The following is a 26,095-nucleotide window of genomic DNA, read 5'->3' as shown; positions in this document are numbered from 1 at the left end:
CCATGAACGCTCGATTCGACTGCCCCTTCCCTGCCGCCTGGACCGCCGATGAGCTCGCCGATTCGGTATCGCGGCCGGTGTCCTCGCTGTTCGTGTCCGGCATTCCGCTCGCCCCTGACGCCACGCGCCGGTCGACCGGCGCGCGGCTCCGCACACGACCGCTCGATCGCGGACTGCCGGTGCTCTTCCGCGTTCGCTGACCGCGACGCAGTCTCTTCCTTCCGCTCCAGCCCAGGACACACTCCCATGCTCGACATGCGCCAGGTCGCCAAGGTCTACCGTACCGAACTCGTCGAAACCCATGCCTTGCGCTCGCTCGACCTGCACGTCGCCGAGGGCGAATTCGTCGCCGTGACCGGCCCGTCGGGCTCGGGCAAGACGACCTTCCTCAACATCGCCGGCCTGCTGGAGACCTTCACCGGCGGCGAGTACCGGATCGACGGCGTCGAGGTCCGCGGCCTGGGCGACGATGCGCGCTCGAAACTCCGCAACGAGAAGATCGGGTTCATCTTTCAGGGCTTCAACCTGATTCCCGATCTGAATCTGTTCGACAACGTCGACGTCCCGCTGCGCTACCGCGGCATGGCCGCCGCCGACCGCAGGCTGCGCATCGAGGAGTCGCTGTCGCTGGTCGGACTGGGCTCGCGCATGAAGCACTACCCGGCTGAGCTCTCGGGCGGCCAGCAGCAGCGCGTGGCGATCGCACGCGCCCTCGCCGGCAGCCCGCGCCTGCTGCTCGCCGACGAGCCCACCGGCAACCTGGACTCGCAGATGGCGCGCAGCGTGCTCGAGCTGCTGGAGGACATCAACGCGCGCGGCACCACCATCGTCATGGTGACGCACGACCCGGAACTGGCCGCGCGCGCGCATCGCAACGTGCACATCGTCGACGGCCTGGCGACCGACCTCCAGCCACTTCGGGCCGTGTCGTCGCCAACGTCGACACCTCGTGTTTCAGCCGGCGCCTGAGGAGAGCGGCATGTTCGGTTACTACCTGCAGCTTGCGCTGCGCAGCTTCCGCAACAGCAAGGTGCTCACGGCGCTGATGGTGCTGGCGATCGCACTGGGCATCGGCGCCTGCATGACCACGCTGACCGTGTTCCGGGTGCTGTCGGGCGACCCGATTCCCGAAAAGAGCGATCGTCTGTTCTACGTGCAATTGGATCCACGCACTGCCCGCGGCGCATCGCCGGGCGAGGATCCGGAGACCCAGGTCACCCGTTTCGACGCGGAAACGCTGTTGCGCGAAGCCAAGGGCCTGCGCCAGGCGATGATGACCGGCGGCTCGGTCTCGGTGACGCCGGAGCGTGCGGACCTGCCTCCCTTCTTCTCCCCGGCGCGCTACACGAGTCGAGATTTCTTCGCGATGTTCGACGTTCCGTTCGAACATGGCGCGGGCTGGAGCGCCGAGGACGACGCAGGCAGCGCCCGCGTGGCGGTGATCACGAAATCGCTCAACGAGCGCGTCTTCGGAGGTGTCGACAGTGTCGGGCGCACGCTGATGATCGGCGGCAACGAGTTCCGTGTCGCCGGCGTCCTCGATACGTGGCGCCCCACCCCGCGCTTCTGGGACATGTTCAGCCAGACCTTCGGCGACGGCGAGGACATCTTTCTGCCCTTCTCGACATCGCGCGCCCTGTCGATGGGGCGCAGCGGCAACATGAACTGCTGGAACACCACCGCCGACGATACCGGCCTCAACGCGCCCTGCGTCTGGATCCAGTACTGGGTGGAGCTGGAGACACCTGCGCAGGCGGCCGACTTCAAGGCCTACCTCGACAATTACTCGGCGCAGCAGAAGGCGGCCGGCCGGTACGAGCGCGACCCCAATACGCGGCTGAGCAATGTCATGGAGTGGCTGACCTACAACCGCGTGGTGCCCCGCGACGTGGTGATGCAACTGTGGCTCGGTTTCGGCTTCCTGCTGGTGTGTCTGCTCAATACCGTCGGCCTACTGCTGGCCAAGTTCCTGCGTCGCAGCGGTGAAATCGGCGTGCGCCGTGCCCTCGGCGCATCGCGCCGCGACATCTTCATGCAATGCCTCGTCGAGGCCGGGACGATCGGCGTGGCCGGGGGCGTGTTGGGGCTCGGCCTGTCGCTGCTGGGGCTGTGGGGCGTTCGCCAACAGCCGGCCAGTTACGCCGGGCTGGCCCACCTGGACGTGCCGATGCTGCTGACGACGTTCGCACTGGCGGTCACCGCCAGCCTGCTCGCGGGTGTCCTGCCCGCCTGGCGCGCCATGCAGATCACTCCGGCGATCCAGCTCAAGACACAGTAACCCTCCTTTTCGTGCGCCGCATGCGCGGCGTCGATACCGTCCGAGGTCACCATGGAAATCCGTCCCATTCTTTCCACACTGCTGCGTCACAAGACCGCCGCCACGTTGATCGTGCTGCAGCTGGCAGTCACCTGCGCGATCATCTGCAATGCGATGTTCATGATCGGCGACCGCCTCAAGCAGATGGGCGAAGTCAGCGGCATCGCCGAGCAGGAACTGTTGCGGATCCAGATCGTTCCGGTGGGTGGGGACGGCAACGCAGAGGCCCAGACCCGATCCGATCTCGCCCTGCTGCGCGGACTGCCGGGCGTCACCGGAGCCACGTCGGTGAACCAGGTTCCGTTCGTCAACTCGTCCTGGAACAGCAGCGTGAACCTGCGCCCCGGCCAGGAACAACCAACGTTGAATGCGTCGAACTACATGGCCGACGAGGCGTTCATCGACACCTTCGGGCTGACGCTCGTCGCGGGACGCAACTTCCTGCCTGACGAGTACATCCCGTTCGCTTCGCTCAATGCGGCGGAGGGCGAGGCCGTCGTGCCGTCGGTGATCATCACCCAGGTCATGGCCGAGCGGCTGTTTCCGGGCCAGGACCCGCTCGGCAAGATCCTCTATGTCTTCGGCGACGCGCCGAGCCGGGTCGTCGGCGTGGTCGAGCACCTTGTGCGTCCAAGCATGCAGGGCGGTCCCACGGCGCGCGAGCTGGCCATGATCTTCCCGGTGGTCGCCAGTTACGACCTGGGCGGCAACTACGTGATCCGCACCTCGCCCGAGCGCCGCCAGGAGGTGCTCGAGGCGGCGACCGCCGCGCTGCAGGGCAACGGACCGCGTCGCGTCGTCATCGAGAACGCCACCAAGTCTTTCGAAGCGCTGCGGGACGAGTTCTACCAGCAGCAACGCTCGATGGCCTGGCTGCTGGGTATCGTGTGCGTGGCGCTGCTGGTGATCACGGCACTGGGGATCGTCGGGCTGGCGAGCTTCTGGGTGCAGCAACGCACCCGGCAGATCGGTATCCGTCGTGCACTGGGCGCGACGCGGGGGCAGATCCTGCGCTATTTCCAGACCGAGAACTTCCTGCTCGCCACGATCGGCATCACCCTCGGCATGCTCGCGGCCTATCTGCTCAACCACGTGCTGATGTCGCGCTACGAACTGGGCCGATTGCCGGCGATGTATCTGCCGGTCGGGGCGGTCGCCCTCTGGCTGCTCGGGCAGATCGCGGTCTACTGGCCCGCGCGCCGCGCCGCCTCGGTGCCGCCGGCGGTCGCGACCCGCGGCGCCTGACCGTCGCTCCGCCGGTTGCGTCCATCGCTGCCGGCGAGGACCATGCCTGTCGTTCTCGCACGCCGTTACCGGATCGCACGCGCCCGATGCCCACGATTCTCGTCATCGACGACAACCTCGCCGTCGCCACCGCGCTGACGGTGCTGTTCTCGCTGCACGACATCGCCACCGAACATGCGGCGTCCCCCGAGGCCGGCCTCGCACACCTGCGTGCTGGGGATATCGATCTGGTGGTGCAGGACATGAACTTCCATGCCGACACCACGTCCGGCGAAGAAGGGGTTGCCCTGTTCCACGCGATCCGCGCGATCGACCCCGATCTGCCGGTGATCCTGCTGACGGCGTGGACCCGTCTCGATGCGGCGGTCGAGCTGATCCGCTCCGGCGCCGCGGACTACCTGGGCAAGCCCTGGGACGATGGCAAGCTGATGGCCACCGTCAATACCCTGCTCGAGCTGTCGAGCACCCGTCGCGAACTCGCCACGCGCGTCCGCGACGATGCGCGCAGACGCGAGCGTCTCGCCGCGGACCACGCGCTCTGCGGGCTGGTCTACGCCGATCCGGCGAGCGAGGCGACCCTGCTGCTGGCCCTGCAGGTGGCGCGCTCGGACCTGCCCGTGCTGATCACCGGTCCCAACGGGGCGGGCAAGGAGAAGTACGCGGAGATCCTGCACGCCAACTCGGCGGTGCGTGGCGGTCCGTTCGTCGCACTCAACTGCGGCGCGCTGCCCCACGAGCTGATCGAAGCCGAGCTGTTCGGGGCCGAGCCCGGCGCCTATACCGGCGCGAACCGGGCGCGGGAAGGCAAGTTCGAGGCCGCCGACGGCGGCACCCTGTTTCTCGACGAGATCGGCACCCTGCCGCCGTCCGGCCAGGTGAAGCTGTTGCGGGTGCTGGAAACCGGGCGGTTCGAGCGGCTCGGCGGCAACCGCGAGCGGACCGTGCGCGTGCGTGTGATCAGTGCGACCAATGCGGACCTGGGGACGATGATCGCCGATGGGCGGTTCCGTGAGGACCTGTACTACCGCCTCAACGGCATCGAGTTGCGCCTGCCGCCGCTGGTCCGGCGCCCGCGCGACATCCTGCCGCTGGCCCGGCATTTCCTTGGCGATCGCAAGGTGCTGGGCGAGGACGCCGAACAGCGGCTGCTCGCACACGCGTGGCCGGGCAACGTGCGTGAGTTGCGCAATGTCGTCCAGCGCGCGGTCCTGCTCGCCCAGGGGCAACGCATCGGTGCGGGGGACCTCGGCCTGCCCGACGCGGCACCGGCATCGCCGTCACACCCCTCTGCAGACGAGCCCGACCGCGCGGACATCGAAGCCGCGCTCGCGCGGTGCGGAGGTGTTCTCGCGCAGGCCGCCAGCGAACTCGGACTGTCGCGCCAGGCCCTGTACCGCCGGCTGGACCGCCTCGGCATTCCGCGCAGCTGACATGCCCTGGCACCAGCGCCTGCCGCTGACACTGACCTTGACGCTGGTGGCCCTGCTGCACGTGGCCGGCGCCGTTTTCCTCGCCTTGACCCTGCTGCGCTGGTTGCCTGCCTGGCAGGCGGCAGGCCTGGCGACCGCGACCTCGTTGCCGAGCCTGATCTGGGCATTGCTGCGCATCGTCGCGCCGGCGCAGTCGCTGTTCCGGGCGCTCGCCGGCACCGTGAGCAGTTACCGCGATGGCGACTACAGCTTCAGCCTGTCCTGGCAGGGGCGCGGCACGCTGCGCGAACTCGTCAACGCGCACAACGAGCTCGGCGAGACGTTGCGGGCACAGCGCCAGTCACTGGTGCAACGCGAGCTGCTGCTCGACACCATGGTGCAGAACACGCCGGTGGCGATGCTGCTGGTCGATCCCAACGGTCGCATCGTGCACGCCAACCTGGCGGCGCGCAGAACCTTCGGCGGCGGACGCCGGCTCGAAGGCCAGGAGTTCGCCGCACTGCTCGCCAGCGCCCCGCCGAGCATGATCGATGCGTTCGCCGCGGGCGGGGACTGCATGTTCAGCGTGGGCGACGGCGATGCCGAGGACATCTATCACCTGTCCCGGCGGCGCTTCCGCCTCAACGCGCGTCATCACGAACTCATCCTGCTGCGCGAGATGACCAGCGACCTGCGCCGCCAGGAGGTGCAGACGTGGAAGAAGGTGATCCGCGTGATCAGTCACGAACTCAACAACTCGCTGGCGCCGATCGCATCGCTGGCGCATTCGGGACGCGAGCTGTTGCGCCGCGGCCAGCTCGAGCGCCTGCCCGAGGCGCTGACCACGATCGAGGAGCGTGCGCGTCATCTCGAAGGCTTCATCCGGGGCTATGCGCGGTTCGCCAAGCTGCCGGCGCCACGTCGCGACCCGGTGCAGCTGGCGACGTTCGTCGACCAGCTCTGCTCGCAGATTCCGTTCGCGCTGGAGGGAACGGTGGACCTGGCCGCGATCGCGCATTTCGATGCCGCTCAGGTCGAGCAGGCGCTGATGAACCTGCTGCGCAATGCGCACGAGTCGGGGTCGGCCCCCGATGCGGTCCGGCTCGCGCTCCGGCGCACGACCGACGGATGGCGCATCGACGTGCTCGATCGCGGCCCGGGCATGAACGAAGCCGTCCTCGACAATGCCCTGCTGCCGTTCTATTCGACCAAGCGCAACGGCACGGGCCTCGGGCTCGCCCTGGCACGCGAGATCGCCGAGGCCCACGGCGGGCGCATCGCACTGCTTAACCGGCCCGAAGGTGGCCTGTGCGTGTCCCTGCTCCTGCCCGCCGGCTGATCGCGCGCCGCGTCGTCAGCGCTTCTTCGGGCGCACCCAGCCCTCGACGACCGTCTGCCGGCCGCGTGCCACGGCGAGCTTTCCGGCCGGGACGTCGTTGACGATCACCGAGCCCGCGGCGGTGGTCGCGTCGTCACCGATGCGCAGCGGTGCCACCAGCGACGCATTGGAACCGATGAAGGCGCGATCGCCGATGACGGTCTTCGACTTGTTCACGCCGTCGTAGTTGCAGGTGATGGTGCCGGCGCCGATGTTGCTGCCTGCGCCGATTTCGGCATCGCCGAGATAGGTGAGATGGTTGGCCTTGCTGCCGACCCCCATCAACGTGTTCTTCGCCTCGACGAAGTTGCCGATATGCACGCCGTCGGCGAGCACCGTGCCCGGCCGCAGACGTGCGAAGGGGCCGATGGTCACGGCGCCCTCGGTCACGGCGCCATCGAGGTCGCAATGGGCGCGCAATTCCGTGCCCTCGCCGAGCCGCACGTCCTTCAGGCGGCAGAACGGCCCGATGCGCACGCCGTTGCCGAGCTCCACGCGGCCTTCGAACACCACGTCCACGTCGATCTCCACATCGGTGCCCACCACCACCTCCCCGCGGATATCCACCCGTGCCGGATCGGCCACGCGCGCCCCCTGCAGGCACAGCGCGCGTACCGCGCGCAGCTGCCAGGCGCGTTCTAGCTGGGCCAGCTGCCAGGGGTCGTTGGCGCCCTCGGCCTCGAGCGGGTCGTCCACCATCACGATCTCCGCAGCGCTGTACTCGCCGGCGGCCATCGCGAAAACGTCGGTCAGGTAGTACTCCCGCTGCGCGTTCTCGGCCGACAGCCCCGCCAGCCAGCGCTTCAGCGCCGTGGCCTCGGCGGCGATGATGCCGGTGTTGACCAGGGCGATGCGGCGTTGCTCGCCGGTCGCGTCCTTGTGCTCGACGATCGCGCCGACATGGCCCTCGGAATCACGCACGATGCGGCCGTAGCCCGTGGGGTCGTCGAGCTCGGCCGCGAGCACGGCCAGCCGTTGGCCCACCGCCACCAGCCGTGCCAGGGTTTCGCTGCGCAGCAGCGGGACGTCGCCATAGAGCACCAGGACCTGGGCCCCGTCCGGCACCCCGGGCATCGCCTGCCGCACCGCATGGCCGGTGCCGAGCTGCTCGGCCTGTTCGGCCCAGACCAGGTCGTCCGCGCCCTCGAAGGCCGCGCGCACCTGCTCGCCGCCGTGGCCGTGCACGATGTGGATACCCGCCGGCGCCAGCGCGCGTGCGGCCTCCACCACATGCCACAGCATCGGCCGTCCCGCGATCCGCTGCAGCACCTTGGGGCGCAGGGATTTCATGCGTTTGCCCTCGCCCGCGGCGAGGATCACGACGTGAAGCGGTGCGGTCATGGCATTCGGAACCTGGACGGCGTTCGATGATAATCCACGCCCGGATGGCCAGGATCGATGATGTCCCGCACTGACGCAGCGCCACATGCCGCTCCCGCACCACGCTGGGCCACCGCAGTGTGGCTGGCCGGTCCGGTGCTCGTCGTCGCCGGCATGTTCTGGCACGGACTGTGGAGCGAGCTGCCCTGGGAGCGCTTTGCGCTGTCGCTCGGGCTCGCCGGGGCGAGCGGCCTCCTGGCCTGCCCGCTGGTGCGCTGGCGGCAGTGGTCGTGGTCGTCCGCACTGGCGGTGGTGTGGTGCGCCGCGCTGGTGCTATATGCGGGCCCGGTACCCGCGCTGGCGACTACGCTGCTCGTAGCGGCATCGCTTGCGCTCGGTCTGCGCTGGACCCCGGACACACTGCCGAGCCGCGTCGCAGTGGCCGCGGTGTCCGGGTACGCGGTGCTCACGGGGGCTGCCGGCTGGGTTCTCTCCGCGCCGGTGCACGCCCCCGCGGTATGGGCGGTGCTGCTGGGCGGGTCGATCGTGATCAATCGTCGACCACTCGTCGCCGAACTGCGCAATTCGCACGCGGCGTGGCGGGTGGTCGACGCGGCACATCCACGGGGCCTGAGCGCGGTGGTCGTCCTGCTCGGGCTTGCCTCGACCGGCGCCTGGCTGCCGACAATGCAGGCGGACGACCTCACCTACCACCTCAATCTGCCGGCCCAGCTGGTGCAGCACGGGCGTTATCTCGCCGACCCCGCATTCAGCGCCTGGGCCTTCGCGCCGTGGATGGGCGACGTCGGCCAGGGCATCGCGTGGCTGCTGGGCGGGCAAGAGGCTCGAGGCGCGGTCAACTTCGGCTGGCTGGTGGCTGCGGCGGTCGGCCTCGCGGGTTGCATGCAGGCCCTGGGCGCGGTGCAGGCCGAACGCCTGGCGGGCGTTGCGCTGTTCGCCAGCTTTCCGCCGCTGGCCTGGCTCACGGCCGGCATGCAGACGGAACTTCCCGCGATGGCGGTGCTGTTCGCGCTGGTCGCACTGGTGCTGCATGACCGCCAGGGCCGGCACCTCGCAGCCGCGACGATCCTGTTTGCTGCGCTCGCGGCCCTGAAACCGATGCATGCGCTGGCGGCATTGCCCGTGCTGGCGCACTGCGCCCTGCGCAGCGACGCCCGGCTGTTGCTTCGACGGGTGCCATTGATGGTCGCCCTCTTTCTCGGGATCGCCGGCTCGAGCTACGCCCAGGCCTGGTGGCACACCGGCAACCCGGTCTTTCCGTTGTTCAACGCGACGTTCGAGTCGCCGGACTATCCGCTCGAGAACATGACGGATACACGCTGGCTGAGTGGCTTCGGCCCTGGACTGCCGTGGCGGATGACGTTCGATACCAGCCACTTCCTCGAAGCCTGGAACGGCGGGATCGGCTTTCTGTGGATCGGCCTGGCGGGCGCCTGGCTGCTGGCGCTGCGCCGCCGCGGCACGCGCGTCCTGGCGCTCGTGGCGCTGTGTGTCGCGGTGCTGCCGCTGATTCCAATCCAGTACGCGCGCTATGCGTTCCCTGGCCTGGTGTTGCTGATCGTGCCGGCACTGACCGGCAGCCTCGGCGAGGTCGGCCGCCGACGTCTGTGGATCGCGCCGATCGTGCTGCTGTGCATGTTCAACCTCGCATTCCAGGCAAACTCCGGCTGGACCCATCATTCCGCTGCGCTCAAGCGCGCGATCCGCGCGCCCGGGGATCCGGCGGCCGTCCTTCCCTATTACGTCGCCGAGCGGACCCTGCTCCGCGGCCTGCCGCCCGACCCGGGAATGGTCCTGGCCACCGATCCGGCACGCGGCTTCGTCGCCGAGCTCGGCGGCAACGGCCGCCTGATGTCGGTGCATGCGCCAGTGCTGTCGATCGCGCGTGAAGCGGCCGACCTCGACGCCACTGGCGTCGCTTGGCGCGCGATATTCGACGATCTCGACGTCCGCTGGCTGCTGGTCAGCGAGGCGGCGGCATCGCTTGCGCTCGTCCGCGCGCTGCAGGACGACCCTGGAGTCCGACACGTGCGCTCGCTCAATGGCGTGGCTTTGTGGGCTCGGGAGGCGCGATGACCCGCGATCTGGATCCGTTCCCGACCCGGCCGCGGCGATCGCGGGCGGTCCGGCCTGACGGCGCACCTCGCCGCTGTGCGCCGTCTCGCGCCGACAGGGCGACGGGCACGCGGCCCTGGCCGCTCCGACGGCGGCGCGACGCTGCCGCGTGCCAGATGGGACGCCTGCGCGCTCGCCTGTCGTGCAGTGTGCACAGGCGCATGCCCGTGACGCCGAGCAACGCATGTGTCGCGCAGGAGCGACCGCTATGAGCCTGACCCGCCAGGGACGCGACTATCTCGCGATCGGACTACTGCAATGGCTGCTCGACTGGGGCGTCGTCGTCGGCCTGACCCATCTCGGTCTGCCGGTCGCGCCTGCCAACGTGACCGGCCGCATCGCCGGCGCCTTGCTGGGGTACTGGCTCAACGGCAAATGGACGTTCGCCAGCGAAGACACGGCGATCGGCCGGACCCAGTTCCAGCGGTTCATGACCATGTGGATCGCGACCACGCTGGTCAGCACCTGGGCGATGACCCACATCGACGACCTTTTGGGGCTGCGCTGGGTCTGGGCGGCCAAGCCGGTGATCGAGGTCGCGCTGGGCGCCGTGGGCTTCGTGCTGTCGCGCTACTGGATCTACAAGCGCTGATCGTCCGGGCAGTGCCGGCTCCGGGCTCGTCACGGATGCCTGCCGCCACCGCGGAAACAGGCCCCCCGCAACGCAGCGACCCCGCCGGGGCGGGGTCGCATGCAAGGCACGGTGCCAGGGGCGTCGCGGCCGGTCAGTGCTTGAGCGTCTTGCGCAGGCGCTCGAGCGCCTGCAGCTGGACCACGGCTTCGGCCAGCTTCTGCTGCGCCTCGGCCACGTCCATCGCCTCGCCACGTCCGGCCAGGATGCGCTCGGCCTCGTCCTTGGCCGCCTTCACTGCCGCCTCGTCGATGTCGTCGGCGCGGATCGCGGTATCGGCGAGGATCGTCACCACCTGTGGCTGCACCTCGAGGATGCCGCCGCCGATGGCGAAGTCGAGGATCTCGCCGTTGGCCTGGGTCACGACGACCTTGCCGGGCTTCAGGCGCGTGATCAGCGGCGCGTGGCGCGGCGCGATGCCGAGCTCGCCGAGTTCGCCGGTCGCCACGACCAGGGTCGCTTCGCCGTGGAAGATCTCGGCCTCGGCGCTGACGATGTCGCAACGGATGGTGTTCATGGGCTTGGTTCGCTCTGCTCGATCAACGTGAAGGATGCCCCGTCACCGGCCCGGCCACGTCGCCTGCGGGTTCGTACGAACCGCAGGCCACCCGGTCCGGATCACCGGAGAACGCCGCTTACGCGGCGAGCTTCTTCGCCTTTTCCACCGCTTCGTCGATCGTGCCGACCATGTAGAACGCCTGCTCCGGCAGGTGGTCGTACTCGCCGTCGACGATGCCCTTGAAGCCGCGGATGGTGTCCTTCAGCGACACGTACTTGCCCGGGGCGCCGGTGAACACTTCGGCCACGTGGAAGGGCTGGCTGAAGAAGCGCTCGATCTTGCGGGCGCGCGACACGGCCTGCTTGTCCTCTTCCGACAGCTCGTCCATGCCCAGGATCGCGATGATGTCCTTGAGCTCCTTGTACTTCTGCAGGGTCTGCTGGACCCGCTGCGCGGTGCTGTAGTGCTCGTCGCCGATCACCAGCGGATCCATCTGGCGGCTGGTCGAGTCGAGTGGATCCACCGCCGGGTAGATACCGAGCGAGGCGATCGAACGCGACAGGGTCACGGTCGAGTCGAGATGCGCGAAGGTCGTGGCTGGCGACGGGTCGGTCAGGTCGTCCGCCGGCACGTACACGGCCTGGATCGAGGTGATCGAGCCGGTCTTGGTCGAGGTGATGCGCTCCTGCAGCACGCCCATTTCCTCGGCGAGCGTGGGCTGGTAGCCCACCGCCGACGGCATGCGGCCGAGCAGCGCCGAGACTTCGGTGCCGGCCAGCGTGTAGCGGTAGATGTTGTCGACGAAGAACAGCACGTCGCGGCCCTTGCCGCTCTCGTCCTTCTCGTCGCGGAAGTACTCGGCCATCGTCAGGCCGGTCAGCGCGACGCGCAGGCGGTTGCCCGGCGGCTCGTTCATCTGGCCGTAGACCATCGCCACCTTGGACTCCTTGGGGTTGTCCTTGTTGACGACGCCCGACTCGATCATCTCGTGATAGAAGTCGTTGCCCTCGCGGGTGCGCTCGCCCACACCGGCGAACACCGACAGGCCGCTGTGCGCCTTGGCGATGTTGTTGATCAGTTCCATCATGTTGACGGTCTTGCCGACGCCGGCGCCACCGAACAGGCCGACCTTGCCGCCCTTGGCGAAGGGACACATCAGATCGATGACCTTGATGCCGGTCTCGAGCAGCTCGGTGCCCGACGACTGCTCGTCGAACTTCGGCGCGTCACGGTGGATTTCCCAGGTGGTCGCGGCATCGATCTCGCCGGCCTCGTCGATCGGCGAACCCAGCACGTCCATGATGCGACCCAGCGTGCCGGTGCCCACCGGCACCGCGATGCCGCGGCCGGTGTTGACCGCCACCAGGTTGCGCTTCAGGCCGTCGGTGGAGCCGAGCGCGATCGCGCGCACGATGCCGTCGCCGAGCTGCTGCTGCACTTCCAGCGTGATGGCGGTGCCTTCGACCTTCAGCGCGTCGTAAACGCGCGGCACTTCGCTGCGCGGAAACTCGACGTCGACGACCGCGCCGATGATCTGAACGATCTTGCCCTGACTCATGTTGTCGCTCCGGTTAACTTGTTCTGCTCTGATGGCTCGCGCCATCCGGATGGGTTCGTGCCCGGTGATCCGCGGTTCGTGGTCCGGGAAAGCGCGATTCGCTGCTCTTCCGGACCGCACATCGCCGATCCCCGCCTAGCGCTCTCAGACCGCCGCCGCGCCGCCGACGATCTCGGAGATTTCCTGGGTAATCGCCGCCTGGCGGGCCTTGTTGTAGACCAGGTTCAGGGTGTCGATCAGCTTGGTGGCGTTGTCGCTCGCGGCCTTCATCGCGACCATGCGCGCCGCATGCTCGGAGGCGACGTTCTCCATCACCGCCTGGTAGACCAGCGACTCGATGTAACGCGTGAGCACGTGTGCCAGCACGGACTCGGCATCGGGTTCGTAGATGTAGTCCCAGTCGTGCTTGACGACCTTGTTCTCAGCCGGCGGCAGCGGCAGCAGCTGGTCGAAGCTGCCCTTCTGCACCATGGTGTTGACGAACTGGTTGTAGGCCAGGAACACGCGGTCGAGGCGGCCGTCGGTGTAGCCGTCCAGCATCACCTTGATGATGCCGATGAGCTGCTCGACCTCGGGCGTGTCGCCGATGTGGGTGACGCTGGCCAGCATCTCGACCTTGAGGCGGCGGAAGAACACCGTCGCCTTCTGGCCGATCGTGACCACCTGGACCTCCACGCCCTGGTCCTGCCACTGCCGGATCTCGCCGAGCAGCTTGCGGAACAGGTTGTTGTTGAGGCCGCCGGCCAGGCCGCGGTCCGAGGACGCGACGATGTAGCCAACGCGCTTGACCTCGCGCTCCACCAGATAGGGGTGCTGGACCTCGGAGTTGGCCTGGGCGAGGTGGCCGATGAGCTGCTTCATCGCATTCGCGTACGGACGCGAGGCCTTCATGCGGTCCTGCGCCTTGCGGATCTTCGATGCGGAAACCATTTCCAGCGCGCGCGTCACCTTGCGGGTGTTCTGCACGCTCTTGATCTTGGTCTTGATTTCTCTGCCGCCGGCCATTTCGCTTGCTCCGCTCGCTGTGATCGGTGACCCGTGACCCGGGATCCGACAGAGCGAATCCCGTTCTCACCGCACCATGCTGTTGCCGTTACGAATCACCAATCACGAATGACCCGTCCCACCGGTTCAGTAGGAGCCGGTGGCCTTGAACTCGCCGATGCCCTTCTTGAACGCCGCCTCGATGTCGTCGTTCCACGCACCGGTGGTGTTGATCTTCTCGACCAACGCACCGTCGGTATTGTCGAAATGCGAATGCAGGCCGGCCTCGAACGCGAGCAGCTTGGCCACCGGCACGTCGTCGAGATAACCCTCGTTGACGGCGTAGATGGTCAGCGCCTGATGGGCCACCGACATCGGGCGGTACTGCTTCTGCTTCATCAGCTCGGTGACGCGCTGGCCGCGCTCGAGCTGCTTGCGGGTCGCCTCGTCGAGGTCGGACGCGAACTGCGCGAACGCCGCCAGTTCGCGATACTGCGCGAGCGAGATGCGGATGCCGCCCGAGAGCTTCTTGATGATCTTGGTCTGGGCGGAACCGCCCACGCGCGACACCGAGATACCCGCGTTCACGGCCGGGCGGATGCCCGCGTTGAACAGGTCGGTTTCCAAGAAGATCTGGCCGTCGGTGATCGAGATCACGTTGGTCGGCACGAACGCCGAGACGTCGCCGGCCTGGGTTTCGATCAGCGGCAGCGCGGTCAAGGAACCGGTCCTGCCCGTGACCGCGCCATTGGTGAACTTCTCCACGTACTCCTCCGACACGCGCGCGGCGCGCTCGAGCAGGCGGGAGTGCAGGTAGAACACGTCGCCCGGATAGGCTTCGCGACCCGGCGGACGCTTGAGCAGCAGCGAAATCTGGCGATAGGCCACGGCCTGCTTGGACAGGTCGTCGTAGACGATCAGCGCGTCTTCGCCGCGGTCCATGAAGTACTCGCCCATGGTGCAGCCGGAGTAGGCGCTGATGTACTGCATCGCGGCCGATTCGGACGCGGTCGCAGCGACGACGATGGTGTGGGCCAGCGCGCCGTTCTCCTCGAGCTTGCGCACGATGTTGGCGACGGTCGAGGCCTTCTGGCCGATCGCCACGTACACGCACTTGATGCCGGTCGACTTCTGGTTGATCACCGCGTCGATCGCCAGCGCGGTCTTGCCGGTCTGGCGGTCGCCGATGATCAGCTCGCGCTGGCCACGGCCGATCGGGATCATCGCGTCGACCGACTTGTAGCCCGTCTGCACCGGCTGGTCGACCGACTTGCGCCAGATCACGCCGGGCGCGACACGCTCGACAGGCGCGCTCAGCTTGGCGTCGATCGGACCCTTGCCGTCGATCGGCTCGCCCAGCGCGTTGACCACGCGGCCGAGCAGCTCCGGACCCACCGGCACTTCGAGAATGCGACCGGTGGTCTTGGCCACGTCGCCTTCGCGCAGGTGCTCGAAGTCGCCCAGGACCACGGCGCCGACCGAATCACGCTCGAGGTTCAGCGCGAGCGCGAAGGTGTCGTTGGGCAGTTCGATCATCTCGCCCTGCATCACGTCGGCCAGGCCGTGCAGGCGCACGATGCCGTCCGAGACCGAGGTCACGGTGCCTTCGTTGCGCGACTCGGCGGACAGCTTGACCTTCTCGATGCGGGACTTGATCAGCTCGCTGATCTCGGAGGGATTGAGTTGCGTGGTAGCCATCGGGGGTTCCCTTGGGCCGGCGTTACCGCCGACGTTGCAATTGAAATCGTGTCAGTGGGCGAGCGCGGACTGCAGCCGGGCGAGCTTGCCCTTCAGCGATCCGTCGATCACGACGTCGCCGGCGGCGATCACCGCGCCGCCGATCAGGCGCTCGTCGACCGCGGTCTCGAGCTGCACCTCACGACCGAACCGGCGCTTGAGCGCGGCGCGGATCTGCTCCACCTCGGACTCGGGCAGCGCCGCGGCGGACGTCACCTTGGCCAGCACCACGCGTTCGGCGTCGGCGCGCAGTTCGTCGAACAGGCCGGCGATCTCGGGCAATGCGGAGAGCCGGCCGTTCTCGGCGAGCAGCGCCAGGAAGGACGCGACCTTTCCGCCTGCGGCGTCGGGCGCGACCAGGGCAACCGCTTCGTCGTGCGACAGCCCCGGGTGGCCGAGCAGCGCCGCGGCCTGCGGATCGGCCGCGACGCGCGCGGCGAAGGCCAGCGCGTCGGACCAGGCCGCGAACTGACCCTCGTCGCGTGCGAGAGCGAATGCGGCACGGGCGTACGGGCGGGCGATCGTGATGGCCTGGCTCATCGGGCTCAGATCTCCGCGGCGAGTTCGTCGAGCAGCGCCTTGTGGGCGTCGGCGTCGATCTCGCGCTTGAGCAGACGCTCGGCACCGGCGACCGCCAGCATCGAGACCTGGCGACGCAGGTCCTCACGGGCGCGCGTGGCCGAGGCCTGGAGTTCGGCGTCGAACATCGCCTTCTGGCGCAGGCCTTCGGTCACCGCTTCGGCCTTGGCGGCCTCGACGAGCTGGTTGGCGCGCTGGTGCGCCTGCTCGATGATCTCGTTGGCCTTCGCGCGCGCGGCCCTGAGTTCCTCGTTGGCGGTTTCCTGCGCCTGGGCCAGCGCACGCTGGCTGTTGTCGGCGGCGGCCAGACCTTCGGCGATCTTCTTCTGGCGCTCTTCGATGGCGTTGAGCAGCGGCGGCCAGATCTTGGTCGCGATGATCCAGATCAGCGCGGCGAAGGCCAGGGCCTGGGCTAGCAGGGTGAGATTGAGGCTCATGGTCGTGGGACTGCCTGTCGTGAAGGGGCGGGCATGCGGACATGCCCCCTGTCATCCGGCAGTGCGGTCATGCCCTCGGGCACGCACCGCACCGCGGATACGCCGGGCGTGGATCAGCCGATCTGCGCGGCGACCGGGCCGACGAACGGCGACGCGAACGCGAACAGCAGGCCGACCGCGACCGAGATGATGAACGCGGCGTCGATCAGGCCGGCGGTGATGAACATGCGGACCTGCAGCACCGGGATCAGCTCCGGCTGGCGCGCGGCCGACTCGAGGAACTTGCCGGCCATGATGGCCAGGCCCAGACCCGCACCCAGCGCGGCCAGGCCGATCATGATGCCGATGGCCAGAACGGTCGAAGCCTGGATCTGGGCGAACGAGGTCAGTGCGATTTCCATTGTTTTCTCCGGAACGGATTGCTTGAAGGGTGAGACGGAAGGGGTGGAACGAAAGCGGGTCGCGCGGTGCCGCCGGTCAGTGGTCGTCCTCGGCGAGGCTGAGGTAGACGATCGACAGCATCATGAAGATGAAGGCCTGCAGCGGGATCACCAGCAGGTGGAACAGCATCCAGCCGAGGCCGAGCACGCCGCCGCCGAGCATGCCGAGGATGCCGGCACCACCGAGCACCCAGATCAGCAGGAAGACGATCTCGCCGCCGAACATGTTGCCGAACAGTCGCATCGCCAGCGAAATCGGCTTGCTCAGCCACTCAACGATGTTGAGGATCAGATTGAACGGGACCATCCACTTGCCGAACGGCGCGAACAGGAACTCCTTCGACATGCCGCCGATGCCCTTGGCGCGCAGCGCGAAGAACACCGTCAGGAAAAACACGCTGAGCGACAGGCCGAGGGTCGCGTTGACGTCGGCGGTGGGGACGGGCTTCCAGTAGCCCACGCCCAGCAGCTCGAGCGGCCGCGCGATGAAATCCGCCGGAATCATCTTCAGCAGATTCATCAGCAGGATCCAGAAGAACAGGGTGATCGCGATCGGCGTCACCAGCCTGCTCGACCCGTGGTAGGTGTCGCGGGCCTGCTTGTCGACGAACTCGAGACAGATCTCGACGAAGGCCTGCCACTTGCCGGGTACGCCCGCGGTCGCCTTGCGCGTGGCCAGCCAGAACATCAGGACCATCAGCCCGCCCATCAGCACCGCGGTGATGAAGGTGTCCAGGTGCAGGGTCCAGAAGCCGCCCTCGCCGGTGGAGACGGTCAGGTTCTGCAGGTGATGCTGGATGTAGCTGGTGGGGGTGAGGTCCGCGTCAGCCGCCATAAGATCGGAAATCCTGCCTGGTTAACGATTCTGCGCGTGGCCCGAGGCCATCGCGATCAACTGCGCGAACAGGGCGACGACGACACCGGCCAGCATCGGCACCGGCGGCAGGCCCATGGCCCCGACACCGAGCCACAACGCGGCCAGCACCACCACCCACTTCAGCGCCACACCGGCCAGCAGCCGCGCAAGCGCGCCGCCGGACGGATTCACCCCGCCCCCCAGGGCCACCACGCTCGACAACCAGCCGCCGATCGCGATCGCCGCGCCGCCGACCAGGGCCGCCAGCGCCCAGACCGCGCCCTTTGCAAGGAACGCCAGCGCCGTCACCGCGATCGCCACCGCCTGCCAGACGATTGCGCGCTGTGCCAGCCGCCGACCCGCAGCGACGGACGTCAACACATCAGGATCCTGGTCTTGGAAGGGTCGGGTACCCGTCGAAACGGCCCCGTCGAGCCGCCGAAGTATAGCAGTGGCCGGCTTTGAGCGACAACCGGCAAAGGCCCTGCGCTGGCGACGGCGGCCCGGACTCGCCCCCTGGAAACGTATTCAGAATTTTCTGCGTTGCACAAAGGAACTCGCGCGCGCCGCGGCGGTCGTACCTGACGTGCCCGATCTGCCGCACTTTCCTCGTCGGTTTCGTCCGCAGATCGCCACCGAAGCCCTGGCCCGCCGCCAGGGCTTCTTTTTGGGGCTTGGAGCGGCCCGGACGCCGGGGCGCTTCACATGGGAACGACCTGGGCTTAACCACGATGGCGCCCCTCCCCTTCCCTGGCGCTCGATCATGTCCCAATCCCCTCTCGGTTCTCTGGCTGTCTGCGCGATTCCGGCGGCCGTGATGCTCGCGATGCTGGCCTTGCCGGCACAGGCCCAGAGCCGCGACGACCGGTTCGTGCTCCGCCTGAGCGCATTCAATCCGGAAGCCGAGCTCGGGTTCTCCGGCAACGGCGTGGTGACCGACGGCAGCAGCGACGCGACCTTCGGCTTCAGCGAAGACTTCGACACCGGTCGCGAGTGGCGTCCGCGCGGCGCGATCGGTTTCCGCATCAGCGAGCGACAGGCGCTGGTCGGCAACTACTACGATTACCGCCGTGACGAGACCTGGGAGTACGGCGGCACGGTGCTCGATACCGGAACCATCATCGGTGGCGGCGAGCAGATCGAAATTCCGTCTGCGCGCATCGACGGCCGCCTCGCATTCAACCTGGCCAGCCTCAACTACGAATACGCCGTCATCAAAAACGAGACGTTCGAGTGGGGCCTGGGCCTGGGCGTGACCTGGGCGGAGCTGGAAGCGCGCGCGAGCGGCGCGTCCGAAAGCACGGATCTCGTCGACGAACAGTTCGAGACCGTCAACTGGAAACGTGACGGATTTTCGCCGGGTCTGCACACCCGCCTGACCTGGATTCCGGCCGAGCGCTGGAGCGTCGGCCTCGAGGCCCAGTACCTGGACACCCGCTGGGGCGATTTCCTCGACGAGCGCGGCCACTTCGAGCGGGGCGGCCTGATCGTGGAGTACATGATCAACGAGCGCGTCGGCATCCATGCCGGCTACGACTGGTTCCGCCTGAAGCTGTCGGACGACTACCGCGGGACCGCGCGCGCCCCGGACGGCGTCGACGCCGGCCCGTTCCCGTATGCGGGCAAGCTCACCGGCGACCTCAAGGTGCATGGCCCGCTGGCCGGCGTGACCTTCCGCTTCTGATCCCCTCGGCATCCGGGACACCGGCGCCGCAAAAAAAAAGCCCCGGCATGCCGGGGCTTTTTCTTGCGTGGGCGGACGCCCCGCGTTTACTTCTTCTTCGGGAGATACAGATCGGTGATCGTGCCGTCGAACACCTCCGCCGCCATCGCCACCGATTCGCTGAGGGTCGGGTGCGGATGGATCGTGTGGCCGATGTCGGCGACTTCGGCGCCCATTTCGATCGCCAGAGCCGCCTCGGCGATCAGATCACCCGCGTGCACACCGACGATGCCGGCACCGACGATGCGGTGGGTGGCCTCGTCGAAGATCAGCTTGGTGAACCCCTCGGTGCGACCGATGCCGATCGCGCGACCGCTGGCCGCCCACGGGAACTTGCCGACGCCGACCTTCAGGCCCTTGGCCTTCGCTTCGGTCTCGGTGATGCCGACCCACGCGATCTCCGGATCGGTATAGGCGACCGACGGAATCACCCGGGCGACCCATTCCTTCTTCTCGCCGGCAGCGACTTCGGCTGCGAGCTTGCCCTCGTGCGTGGCCTTGTGCGCGAGCATCGGCTGGCCGACCAGATCACCGATCGCGAAGATGTGCGGCACGTTGGTGCGCATCTGCGCATCGACAGCGATGAAGCCGCGCTCGCTGACGCGCACGCCGGCGTTGCCCGCGGCGATCTTGCCGCCGTTCGGCGTGCGGCCCACGGCGACCAGCACGCGGTCGAAGATCTTCGTATCGGGAATGCTCTCGCCGTCGAAGGTGACCTCGATGCCGGCCTTCGCGGCCTTCGCCTCGACGACCTTGGTCTTCAGATGCGTGGACACGCCCTGTTTCTTCAGGCGATCGGCGAGCGGCTTGACCAGGTCCTTGTCGGCGCCGGGCATCAGCTGGTCGGCGAGTTCGACCACCGTCACCTCACTGCCCAGCGCGTGATACACCGTCGCCATTTCGAGACCGATGATGCCGCCGCCGACGACGAGCAGCTTCTTCGGCGTTTCCGCCAGTTCCAGCGCGTCGGTGGAATCCATCACGCGCGGGTCGTCCCACGGGAAACCGGGGAGCTTCAGCGCCTGCGAGCCGGCGGCGATGATGCACTGCTCGAAGCGCACCAGCTGGGTCTTGCCGTCGGCGCCGGTGACTTCGATCTCGTTGGGCGATACGAACAGGCCTTCGCCGGTGACCACGCGCACCTTGCGCTGCTTGGCCATGCCGGTCAGGCCCTTGGTCAGCTGGCCGACGACTTTGTTCTTGTAGCCGCGCAGCTTGTCGAGATCGATCGTCGGCGCGCCGAAGTCGACACCGTAATCGCTGGCGTGGCTGGCCTGGTCGATGACTTCGGCCGCATGCAGCAGCGCCTTCGATGGAATGCAGCCGACATTGAGGCAGACGCCGCCGAGGGTGGCGTAGCGCTCGATCAGCACGGTGTCGAGACCGAGATCGGCGGCGCGGAAGGCGGCGGTGTAACCGCCCGGGCCCGAGCCCAGCACCACGATGCGGCACTCGACATCGGCCTGGCGGCCCGACGCGGGCGCCGCTTTGACCGGCTCGGGCTCCGACGGCGCTGCAGGCGAGCGGGACACCGGCGGGCGGCTCGCGGCACCGCCGTCGGTCGGCGCTTCCGCGATCCCGGGCGTCGAACCCGAGGCGGCCGCACCGGTCGAACCGGTGGCCGCGGACCCGTCGCCGCGCGATGTCGGCTCGGCCTGCGATGCATCCCCGGCGCCTTCGGCCTCGATGATCGCGACCACGCTGCCTTCCGAAAGCGTATCGCCGACCTTGACCTTGAGTTCCTTGATGACGCCTGCGGCCGAGGCCGGCACTTCCATCGTGGCCTTGTCCGATTCCAGCGTGACCAGGCTCTGATCCTTGGCGATGGTGTCGCCGACGGCGACCAGCACCTCGATCACCGGTACGTCGTCGTAGCCGCCGATGTCGGGGACTCTCACTTCCAGGGTGTTTGCCATCAGGGTCTCTCCAGTAATCGCGCTTCGTCTGTGCGCCCTCGGCGGACGCAGTGCATTGGATCAGCGGGCGGCGGGAGCGCCCGGCGCCGCCGTGTTCGTGTCGCGCAGGGCCCGCGCCGCATCGGCGCCGGCGTCTTCTTCCAGACCGCGTACGGCATCGTCCTGCGCATCGTTCCGCGCCAGCGCCGCGCGTTCGTGGGCGGCGAGCGCCGCGGCAGGGGCGGAGGTCTGTACCGGACGGTCGACCGGGCTCGGCGTCCCGTGCAACGCGGCCAGCGCGTCCGCGCCGCGCAGATCGAACAGGCTGCGCACGTGCAGGTCGCGCTGCGGGAACGGAATCTCGATGTTGTGCCGCTTGAGCGCCGAATCCAGCTCCCACAGGTAGGCGGCCTTGATCGCGGCGTTGCGACGCGCGGCGGCTTCGTTGAGCCATACCGCGAGAATGAACTCCACCGCGCTGTCGCCGAAGCCCACCAGCCAGACCTGGGGCGCCCGGGCATCGTCGCCGGTCAGCGTGAACGGCACCCGCTCGGCGGCCTCCAGCGCGGCCTTCTTGACGATCTCCTTGTCGACGCCGTAGGCCACGCCGAAGGGCACGCGGATGCGCCGGTGTTCCGATCCGTGGGTCCAGTTCACGACCCGGCCGTTGACGAACTCCGCGTTCGGCACGATCACGTCGATGTTGTCGTTGGTGGTGATCAGCGTGGCACGGATGTTGATCGCGCGAACCGTACCGCGCAGGTCAGCGTCGAGCTCGACGAAGTCGCCCACCTTCAGTGATCGGTCGAACAGCAGGATCAGGCCGGAGACGAAATTGCTGAAGATCGCCTGGAGGCCGAAACCGAGACCCACACCGATCGCGCCGGCGAAGACGGCGAACTTGCCCACCGGAATGCCGGTGATCTCAAGCGCCAGCAGCACACCGATGACCAGCACCGTGTAGTGCGCGAGCCGCGAGACGGTGTAGAGCGAGGCCTGGTTGGCGTTGGGGTGCAACGTGCCGTAGCGCCGGATCCCGCGTCGCACGACGACCGAGATGCCCCAGGCGGCGCCCAGCGCGAGCAGTGCCGAGAGGATCGCAGCGAGCGTGACGGTGACGCCGCTGATCTGCGCCAGCGGGTATCGCAGCAGACCCAGGACGTCGCCACGGGCGACCAGCTGCCCCAGGCTCATGGACATGCCTTGGGCCTGCCGGCGATGCGCGGCAGCGCAGCCCGCAGCCCGGGGCGGGCGGCGTCACGCATCGGAGCCTCCACCCACCGCGACCCGCGAGGCCGGACGCCGTGCCCAGCTCAACGCGTAGAGATCGTGCCGGCGGTCGTTGAGGTTCTGCACCGTACCGTCGTTGCGCGCGACCACGAGATCGTTGAGACGCAGGTCGGCGAATGCGACCTGCTCGACGTTCGGCGTGGTGTCGGCCGCGACGCCGTCGCGCGCGAACGGGAAATCGCAGGGCGTCAGGATGCAGCTCTGCGCGTACTGGATGTCGAAATTGTTCACGCCGGGCAGGTTGCCGACATTGCCCGACAGCACCACGTAGCACTGGTTCTCCACCGCCCGCGCCTGCGAGCAGTAGCGCACGCGCAGATAGCCTTCGCGGGTGTCGGTGCAGAACGGCACGAACAGGATCATCGCGCCCTGGTCCACCAGGTGCCGGCCGAGCTCGGGAAACTCGCTGTCGTAGCAGATCATGACCCCGATCGGCCCGCAGTCGGTGATGATCGCCTGCGCGCTGTCGCCGCCGCCGATGCCCCACCAGGTGCGTTCGTTGGGCGTGGGGTGCAGCTTGTCGCGGGTGTGCAGCGAGCCGTCGCGCAGCGCGACGTAGCAGATGTTGCGCACCTTCGCGTCCGGTCCGTCGCTGGTCCGCGTGGGGTGCGAGCCGCCGATGATGTTGATGTTGTGGCGCACCGCCAGTTCGCACAGCAACTGGGCGAAGCGCTCGGTGTAGCCGGTCAGCGCGAGCATCGAATCCTGCGGCGACAGCGGCCTGTTCTCGACCGACAGCAGCTGCAGGGTGAACAGCTCGGGGAAGACCACGAAATCGGCGCGGTAATCGGCGGCGATGTCGACGAAGTACTCCACCTGCGTCGCGAATTCCTCGAACGAGGCCACGCGGCGCTGCTGGTACTGCACCGTCGCGACGCGCACCGATTCGGGCAGCGGCCTAGCGGAGGGGCGCGCATCCGCGCGGGGGTCGATCTTGGGGTTGCGCCACACCAGATGCGCGGCATTGCCCCGCGATTCGGTGTCGCCGGGCAGGTAACCCGGCAGCACGCCGATCAGCTCGAAGCCGTTGCGCAGCTGGAAACTCAGCGCGCGATCGCGCAGGCGCCCGGCGCAGACGGCTTCGACGTAGGCCGTCACGTCGTTGCCGAACTTCTTTGCGCGCCGGCCGAAGCCCGGCAGCCGTCCGCCGAAGACGATGCCCTTGAGCCCGAGCTCCTGGCACAGCCGCTTGCGCAGCTCGTACAGGCGCCGGCCGATCCGCAGCCCGCGATGCGCGGGATCGACGCAGACCTCCATGCCGTAGAGCCAGTCGCCGGTCGACAGGTGGCGCGAGGCGTAACCGCCACCCGAGATTTCCAGCCAGCGGTGCGGCGCCATCGCGGTCCGCTCGTCGATGCGGAACGTGGCGCAATAGCCCACTGCGACGTCGTCGTAGATGGCGACGAACACGCCCTGCGGAAACTGCGCGATCTGCCCGGTGAGCATCTCCGCGGTGTAGCCCCCGTCCCCGCCGTAGACGCGCTCGCTCAGCGCGGCGATCGCCGGAATGTCCGCGATGCCGGCATGACGCAGCGTCAGTCGCGCGCGCTCGCGGATGGGCGCCTCGCTCATGCCGGCCGCCGGACGCTTACAGCAGCACCCGGCGCATGTCGCCCAGCAGCTGCGCCAGCGTCGCGGTGAAGCGCGCGGCCGCGGCGCCATCGATGACGCGGTGGTCGTAGGACAGCGACAGCGGCAGGGTCAGGCGCGGCTGGAAGGCCTTGCCGTCCCACACCGGCTTCATCGCCGACTTCGACACGCCGAGGATCGCGACCTCCGGTGCGTTGACGATCGGGGTGAAGCTGGTGCCGCCGATGCCGCCGAGCGAGCTGATCGAGAAACAGCCGCCCTGCATGTCGGCCGGGCCCAGCTTGCCGTCGCGCGCTTTCTTCGCCAGCGCGGACATCTCCTGCGAAATCTCCATGACGCCCTTCTTGTCGGCGTCGCGGATCACCGGGACGACCAGGCCGTTCGGGGTGTCGGCGGCGAAGCCGATGTGGAAATACTTCTTGAGCGTCAGATTCTCGCCGGTCGCGTCGAGCGAGCTGTTGAAGCGCGGGTACTGCTTGAGCACCGCGACCGAGGCCTTGATCAGGAAGGCGAGCATGGTCAGCTTGACGCCGGCCTTCTCGTTCTCCTTGTTGAGCTGCACGCGCAGCGCTTCGAGATCGGTGATGTCGGCATCGTCGTGCTGGGTGACGTGCGGGATCATCGCCCAGTTGCGGGCGAGGTTCGCCGCCGAGATCTTCTGGATGCGGCCCAGCTCCTGGACTTCGATCTCGCCGAACTTGGCGAAATCGACCTTTGGCCACGGCAGCAGGTTGAGACCGCCGCCCGCCGCTGCCGGCGCGCCGGACGCGGCCTTCGCACCGCCGCCCTGCAGCGCGCTCTTGACGAAGGCCTGCACGTCCTCACGAACGATGCGGCCGCCCTTGGCGCTGCCCTTGAGTTGCAGCAGGTCGACACCGAGCTCGCGCGCGAACAGGCGCACGGCGGGGCTGGCGTAGGGGACCTTGTCGGGCAGGATCGCGTCGGCGTCGAAGCGCACGGGCGGGTTGCCGCCGCCCGGTGCACGATGTTCGATCGAAGCTTGGGCGATCTTGTCGGGCTTGCTCTGCGCCGCAACGGGCTCGACCTTGTTGTCATCGGTGCTCTTGGCCGGCGGTGCCGCCGGCTCGGCAGGCGTTGCAGGCGCATCGCCCGCGGCTTCGATGATCGCGACCACCGCGCCTTCCGACAGCGTGTCGCCGACCTTGACCTTCAGTTCCTTGATGACGCCGGCGACCGCGGCCGGCACTTCCATCGTGGCCTTGTCCGATTCCAGCGTGATCAGGCCCTGGTCCTTCTCGACCGTATCGCCGACCGCGACCAGCACCTCGATCACCGGCACGTCGTCATAGCCGCCGATGTCGGGGACCTTGGATTCCTGCGCGCCACCGCCGCCGGACGGCGCCTTCGGCGCCTCGGTCTTGGCAGCGGGTGCGGCTGTCTCGGCGGCAGGCGCGGCCGCCTTTGGCGCTTCGTCCTTCGCGGGTGCCTCGGCCTTCGCCGGAGCCCCGGCCTGGGCGTCTCCACCCTCGGCTTCGATGATCGCGACGACGCCGCCTTCCGACAATGTGTCGCCGACCTTGACCTTCAGTTCCCTGATCACGCCCGCGAACGGCGCCGGGACTTCCATCGTGGCCTTGTCCGATTCGAGCGTGACCAGCCCCTGGTCGGCCTCGACGGTATCGCCGACCGCCACCAGCACTTCGATCACCGGGACATCGTCATACCCGCCAATGTCGGGAACGCGCGCTTCTTTCAGGTCGGCCATGCGGCCCTCCGGGCAGGTCGTGACCGGCTATTGTGGGCCCAGTGCCGCGCAGCGCCAACTATCCCGCCGGATCGCACGGCTGCCCAGTCGCCCGGTGTCATCCGCTTCGCGACGCGCTTGCCGCGGAACGGGTGCGCAGAGCCGGATACGCGCCCCGTTCTGGCCTGCGTTCTCCATCCTGTGCATTGCGTATTCGGCTGCGGTTCAACCGTCCCGCAATCGCCCGAGCGCCGGCCAACGGCGGCACGAGCGATGTCCTGCTGAACGCATCGTCCAGCCTTGGGACGGTCGGGTGAAGCGCGGACAGATGTTCAGTCTTCCCCCGGGGACCTATTCAGCGCGAGG

At 68.2% G+C, this 26,095-nt stretch carries 23 protein-coding genes; 9 read left to right on the top strand and 14 right to left on the bottom strand.

The genetic code is table 11. The features are described from left to right. The first annotated feature begins 2 nt into the window (after window positions 1–2). The 6 genes from H0E82_RS12425 (at window position 3) to H0E82_RS12400 (ending at window position 6,310) form a co-directional block, all read left to right on the top strand. On the top strand, window positions 3–200 hold the full coding sequence (locus tag H0E82_RS12425; RefSeq protein WP_180545777.1) for a hypothetical protein: 198 nt from the start codon (window positions 3–5) through the stop codon (window positions 198–200). A gap of 46 nt (window positions 201–246) precedes the next feature. Further along, window positions 247–969 (top strand): ABC transporter ATP-binding protein, encoded by a 723-nt coding sequence (locus H0E82_RS12420; protein WP_180545776.1) that lies wholly within the window; start codon window positions 247–249, stop codon window positions 967–969. 10 nt (window positions 970–979) lie between these two features. Beyond that, window positions 980–2,278, top strand: a complete 1,299-nt coding sequence (locus H0E82_RS12415; RefSeq protein ID WP_180545775.1) for an ABC transporter permease — start codon at window positions 980–982, stop codon at window positions 2,276–2,278. A 51-nt stretch (window positions 2,279–2,329) separates the two neighbouring features. Then, the gene (locus H0E82_RS12410; RefSeq protein ID WP_180545774.1) at window positions 2,330–3,562 is read left to right on the top strand and encodes an ABC transporter permease; all 1,233 of its coding nucleotides are present in this window, start codon (window positions 2,330–2,332) and stop codon (window positions 3,560–3,562) included. A gap of 86 nt (window positions 3,563–3,648) precedes the next feature. After that, complete coding sequence (locus H0E82_RS12405) at window positions 3,649–4,992, top strand: sigma-54-dependent transcriptional regulator (protein ID WP_180545773.1); 1,344 nt, start codon at window positions 3,649–3,651, stop codon at window positions 4,990–4,992. A gap of 1 nt (window position 4,993) precedes the next feature. After that, window positions 4,994–6,310, top strand: coding sequence for a sensor histidine kinase (locus tag H0E82_RS12400; RefSeq protein ID WP_180545772.1), 1,317 nt, complete (start codon window positions 4,994–4,996; stop codon window positions 6,308–6,310). A gap of 15 nt (window positions 6,311–6,325) precedes the next feature. On the opposite strand, the gene glmU is transcribed toward H0E82_RS12400, so the two are convergent. Further along, the gene (gene glmU / locus H0E82_RS12395) at window positions 6,326–7,690 is read right to left on the bottom strand and encodes a bifunctional UDP-N-acetylglucosamine diphosphorylase/glucosamine-1-phosphate N-acetyltransferase GlmU (protein ID WP_180545771.1); all 1,365 of its coding nucleotides are present in this window, start codon (window positions 7,688–7,690) and stop codon (window positions 6,326–6,328) included. 60 nt (window positions 7,691–7,750) lie between these two features. On the opposite strand from glmU, the gene H0E82_RS12390 reads away from it, so the two are divergent. Both H0E82_RS12390 and H0E82_RS12385 read left to right on the top strand, forming a co-directional pair. After that, a complete protein-coding gene (locus H0E82_RS12390; protein ID WP_180545770.1) occupies window positions 7,751–9,766 on the top strand; it encodes a hypothetical protein in 2,016 nt (671 codons plus the stop codon). Between the two features lie 247 nt (window positions 9,767–10,013). Further along, on the top strand, window positions 10,014–10,397 hold the full coding sequence (locus H0E82_RS12385) for a GtrA family protein (protein WP_180545769.1): 384 nt from the start codon (window positions 10,014–10,016) through the stop codon (window positions 10,395–10,397). Window positions 10,398–10,530: 133 nt separating this feature from the next. Here the strand turns inward: H0E82_RS12385 and H0E82_RS12380 are convergent, their stop codons facing one another. The 9 genes from H0E82_RS12380 to H0E82_RS12340 all read right to left on the bottom strand — a co-directional run bounded on the left by H0E82_RS12380 (window position 10,531) and on the right by H0E82_RS12340 (window position 17,907). Further along, the gene (locus tag H0E82_RS12380) at window positions 10,531–10,953 is read right to left on the bottom strand and encodes a F0F1 ATP synthase subunit epsilon (protein WP_180545768.1); all 423 of its coding nucleotides are present in this window, start codon (window positions 10,951–10,953) and stop codon (window positions 10,531–10,533) included. Window positions 10,954–11,071: 118 nt separating this feature from the next. Beyond that, the gene (atpD, locus tag H0E82_RS12375; protein WP_180545767.1) at window positions 11,072–12,493 is read right to left on the bottom strand and encodes a F0F1 ATP synthase subunit beta; all 1,422 of its coding nucleotides are present in this window, start codon (window positions 12,491–12,493) and stop codon (window positions 11,072–11,074) included. A 144-nt stretch (window positions 12,494–12,637) separates the two neighbouring features. Continuing rightward, entirely contained in the window at window positions 12,638–13,498 is an 861-nt protein-coding gene (gene atpG / locus H0E82_RS12370; RefSeq protein WP_180545766.1) for a F0F1 ATP synthase subunit gamma, read from the bottom strand. Between the two features lie 126 nt (window positions 13,499–13,624). After that, window positions 13,625–15,175, bottom strand: coding sequence for a F0F1 ATP synthase subunit alpha (gene atpA, locus H0E82_RS12365; protein ID WP_180545765.1), 1,551 nt, complete (start codon window positions 15,173–15,175; stop codon window positions 13,625–13,627). Between the two features lie 51 nt (window positions 15,176–15,226). Continuing rightward, complete coding sequence (locus H0E82_RS12360; RefSeq protein ID WP_180545764.1) at window positions 15,227–15,754, bottom strand: F0F1 ATP synthase subunit delta; 528 nt, start codon at window positions 15,752–15,754, stop codon at window positions 15,227–15,229. 5 nt (window positions 15,755–15,759) lie between these two features. Continuing rightward, the gene (locus H0E82_RS12355) at window positions 15,760–16,230 is read right to left on the bottom strand and encodes a F0F1 ATP synthase subunit B (protein WP_180545763.1); all 471 of its coding nucleotides are present in this window, start codon (window positions 16,228–16,230) and stop codon (window positions 15,760–15,762) included. A 113-nt stretch (window positions 16,231–16,343) separates the two neighbouring features. Then, window positions 16,344–16,631, bottom strand: a complete 288-nt coding sequence (atpE, locus tag H0E82_RS12350) for a F0F1 ATP synthase subunit C (protein ID WP_180545762.1) — start codon at window positions 16,629–16,631, stop codon at window positions 16,344–16,346. Window positions 16,632–16,707: 76 nt separating this feature from the next. Further along, entirely contained in the window at window positions 16,708–17,505 is a 798-nt protein-coding gene (atpB, locus tag H0E82_RS12345; RefSeq protein WP_180545761.1) for a F0F1 ATP synthase subunit A, read from the bottom strand. A 21-nt stretch (window positions 17,506–17,526) separates the two neighbouring features. Next, the gene (locus H0E82_RS12340; RefSeq protein WP_180545760.1) at window positions 17,527–17,907 is read right to left on the bottom strand and encodes a hypothetical protein; all 381 of its coding nucleotides are present in this window, start codon (window positions 17,905–17,907) and stop codon (window positions 17,527–17,529) included. A gap of 382 nt (window positions 17,908–18,289) precedes the next feature. On the opposite strand from H0E82_RS12340, the gene H0E82_RS12335 reads away from it, so the two are divergent. Continuing rightward, the gene (locus H0E82_RS12335) at window positions 18,290–19,210 is read left to right on the top strand and encodes a porin family protein (RefSeq protein ID WP_180545759.1); all 921 of its coding nucleotides are present in this window, start codon (window positions 18,290–18,292) and stop codon (window positions 19,208–19,210) included. A gap of 86 nt (window positions 19,211–19,296) precedes the next feature. Here H0E82_RS12335 and lpdA read toward each other — a convergent pair whose 3' ends face one another. From lpdA to aceF, 4 genes are all read right to left on the bottom strand, one after another. Beyond that, entirely contained in the window at window positions 19,297–21,165 is a 1,869-nt protein-coding gene (lpdA, locus tag H0E82_RS12330; RefSeq protein WP_180545758.1) for a dihydrolipoyl dehydrogenase, read from the bottom strand. A gap of 60 nt (window positions 21,166–21,225) precedes the next feature. Continuing rightward, window positions 21,226–22,338: a mechanosensitive ion channel family protein gene (locus tag H0E82_RS12325; protein WP_235974301.1), complete on the bottom strand. Its 1,113-nt coding sequence runs from the start codon at window positions 22,336–22,338 to the stop codon at window positions 21,226–21,228. Window positions 22,339–22,401: 63 nt separating this feature from the next. Then, window positions 22,402–24,006, bottom strand: a complete 1,605-nt coding sequence (locus H0E82_RS12320; protein ID WP_180545756.1) for a bifunctional GNAT family N-acetyltransferase/carbon-nitrogen hydrolase family protein — start codon at window positions 24,004–24,006, stop codon at window positions 22,402–22,404. A gap of 16 nt (window positions 24,007–24,022) precedes the next feature. Continuing rightward, on the bottom strand, window positions 24,023–25,750 hold the full coding sequence (gene aceF, locus H0E82_RS12315; RefSeq protein ID WP_180545755.1) for a dihydrolipoyllysine-residue acetyltransferase: 1,728 nt from the start codon (window positions 25,748–25,750) through the stop codon (window positions 24,023–24,025). Window positions 25,751–26,095 lie beyond the last annotated feature (345 nt).

Origin of the sequence: Luteimonas deserti (genome assembly GCF_013425765.1) — a bacterium.
Classification (GTDB): Bacteria; Pseudomonadota; Gammaproteobacteria; order Xanthomonadales; family Xanthomonadaceae; genus Luteimonas; species Luteimonas deserti.
The sequence above is the reverse complement of the archived record's forward strand: the minus strand, read 5'-3'. Positions and strand labels throughout refer to the sequence as shown.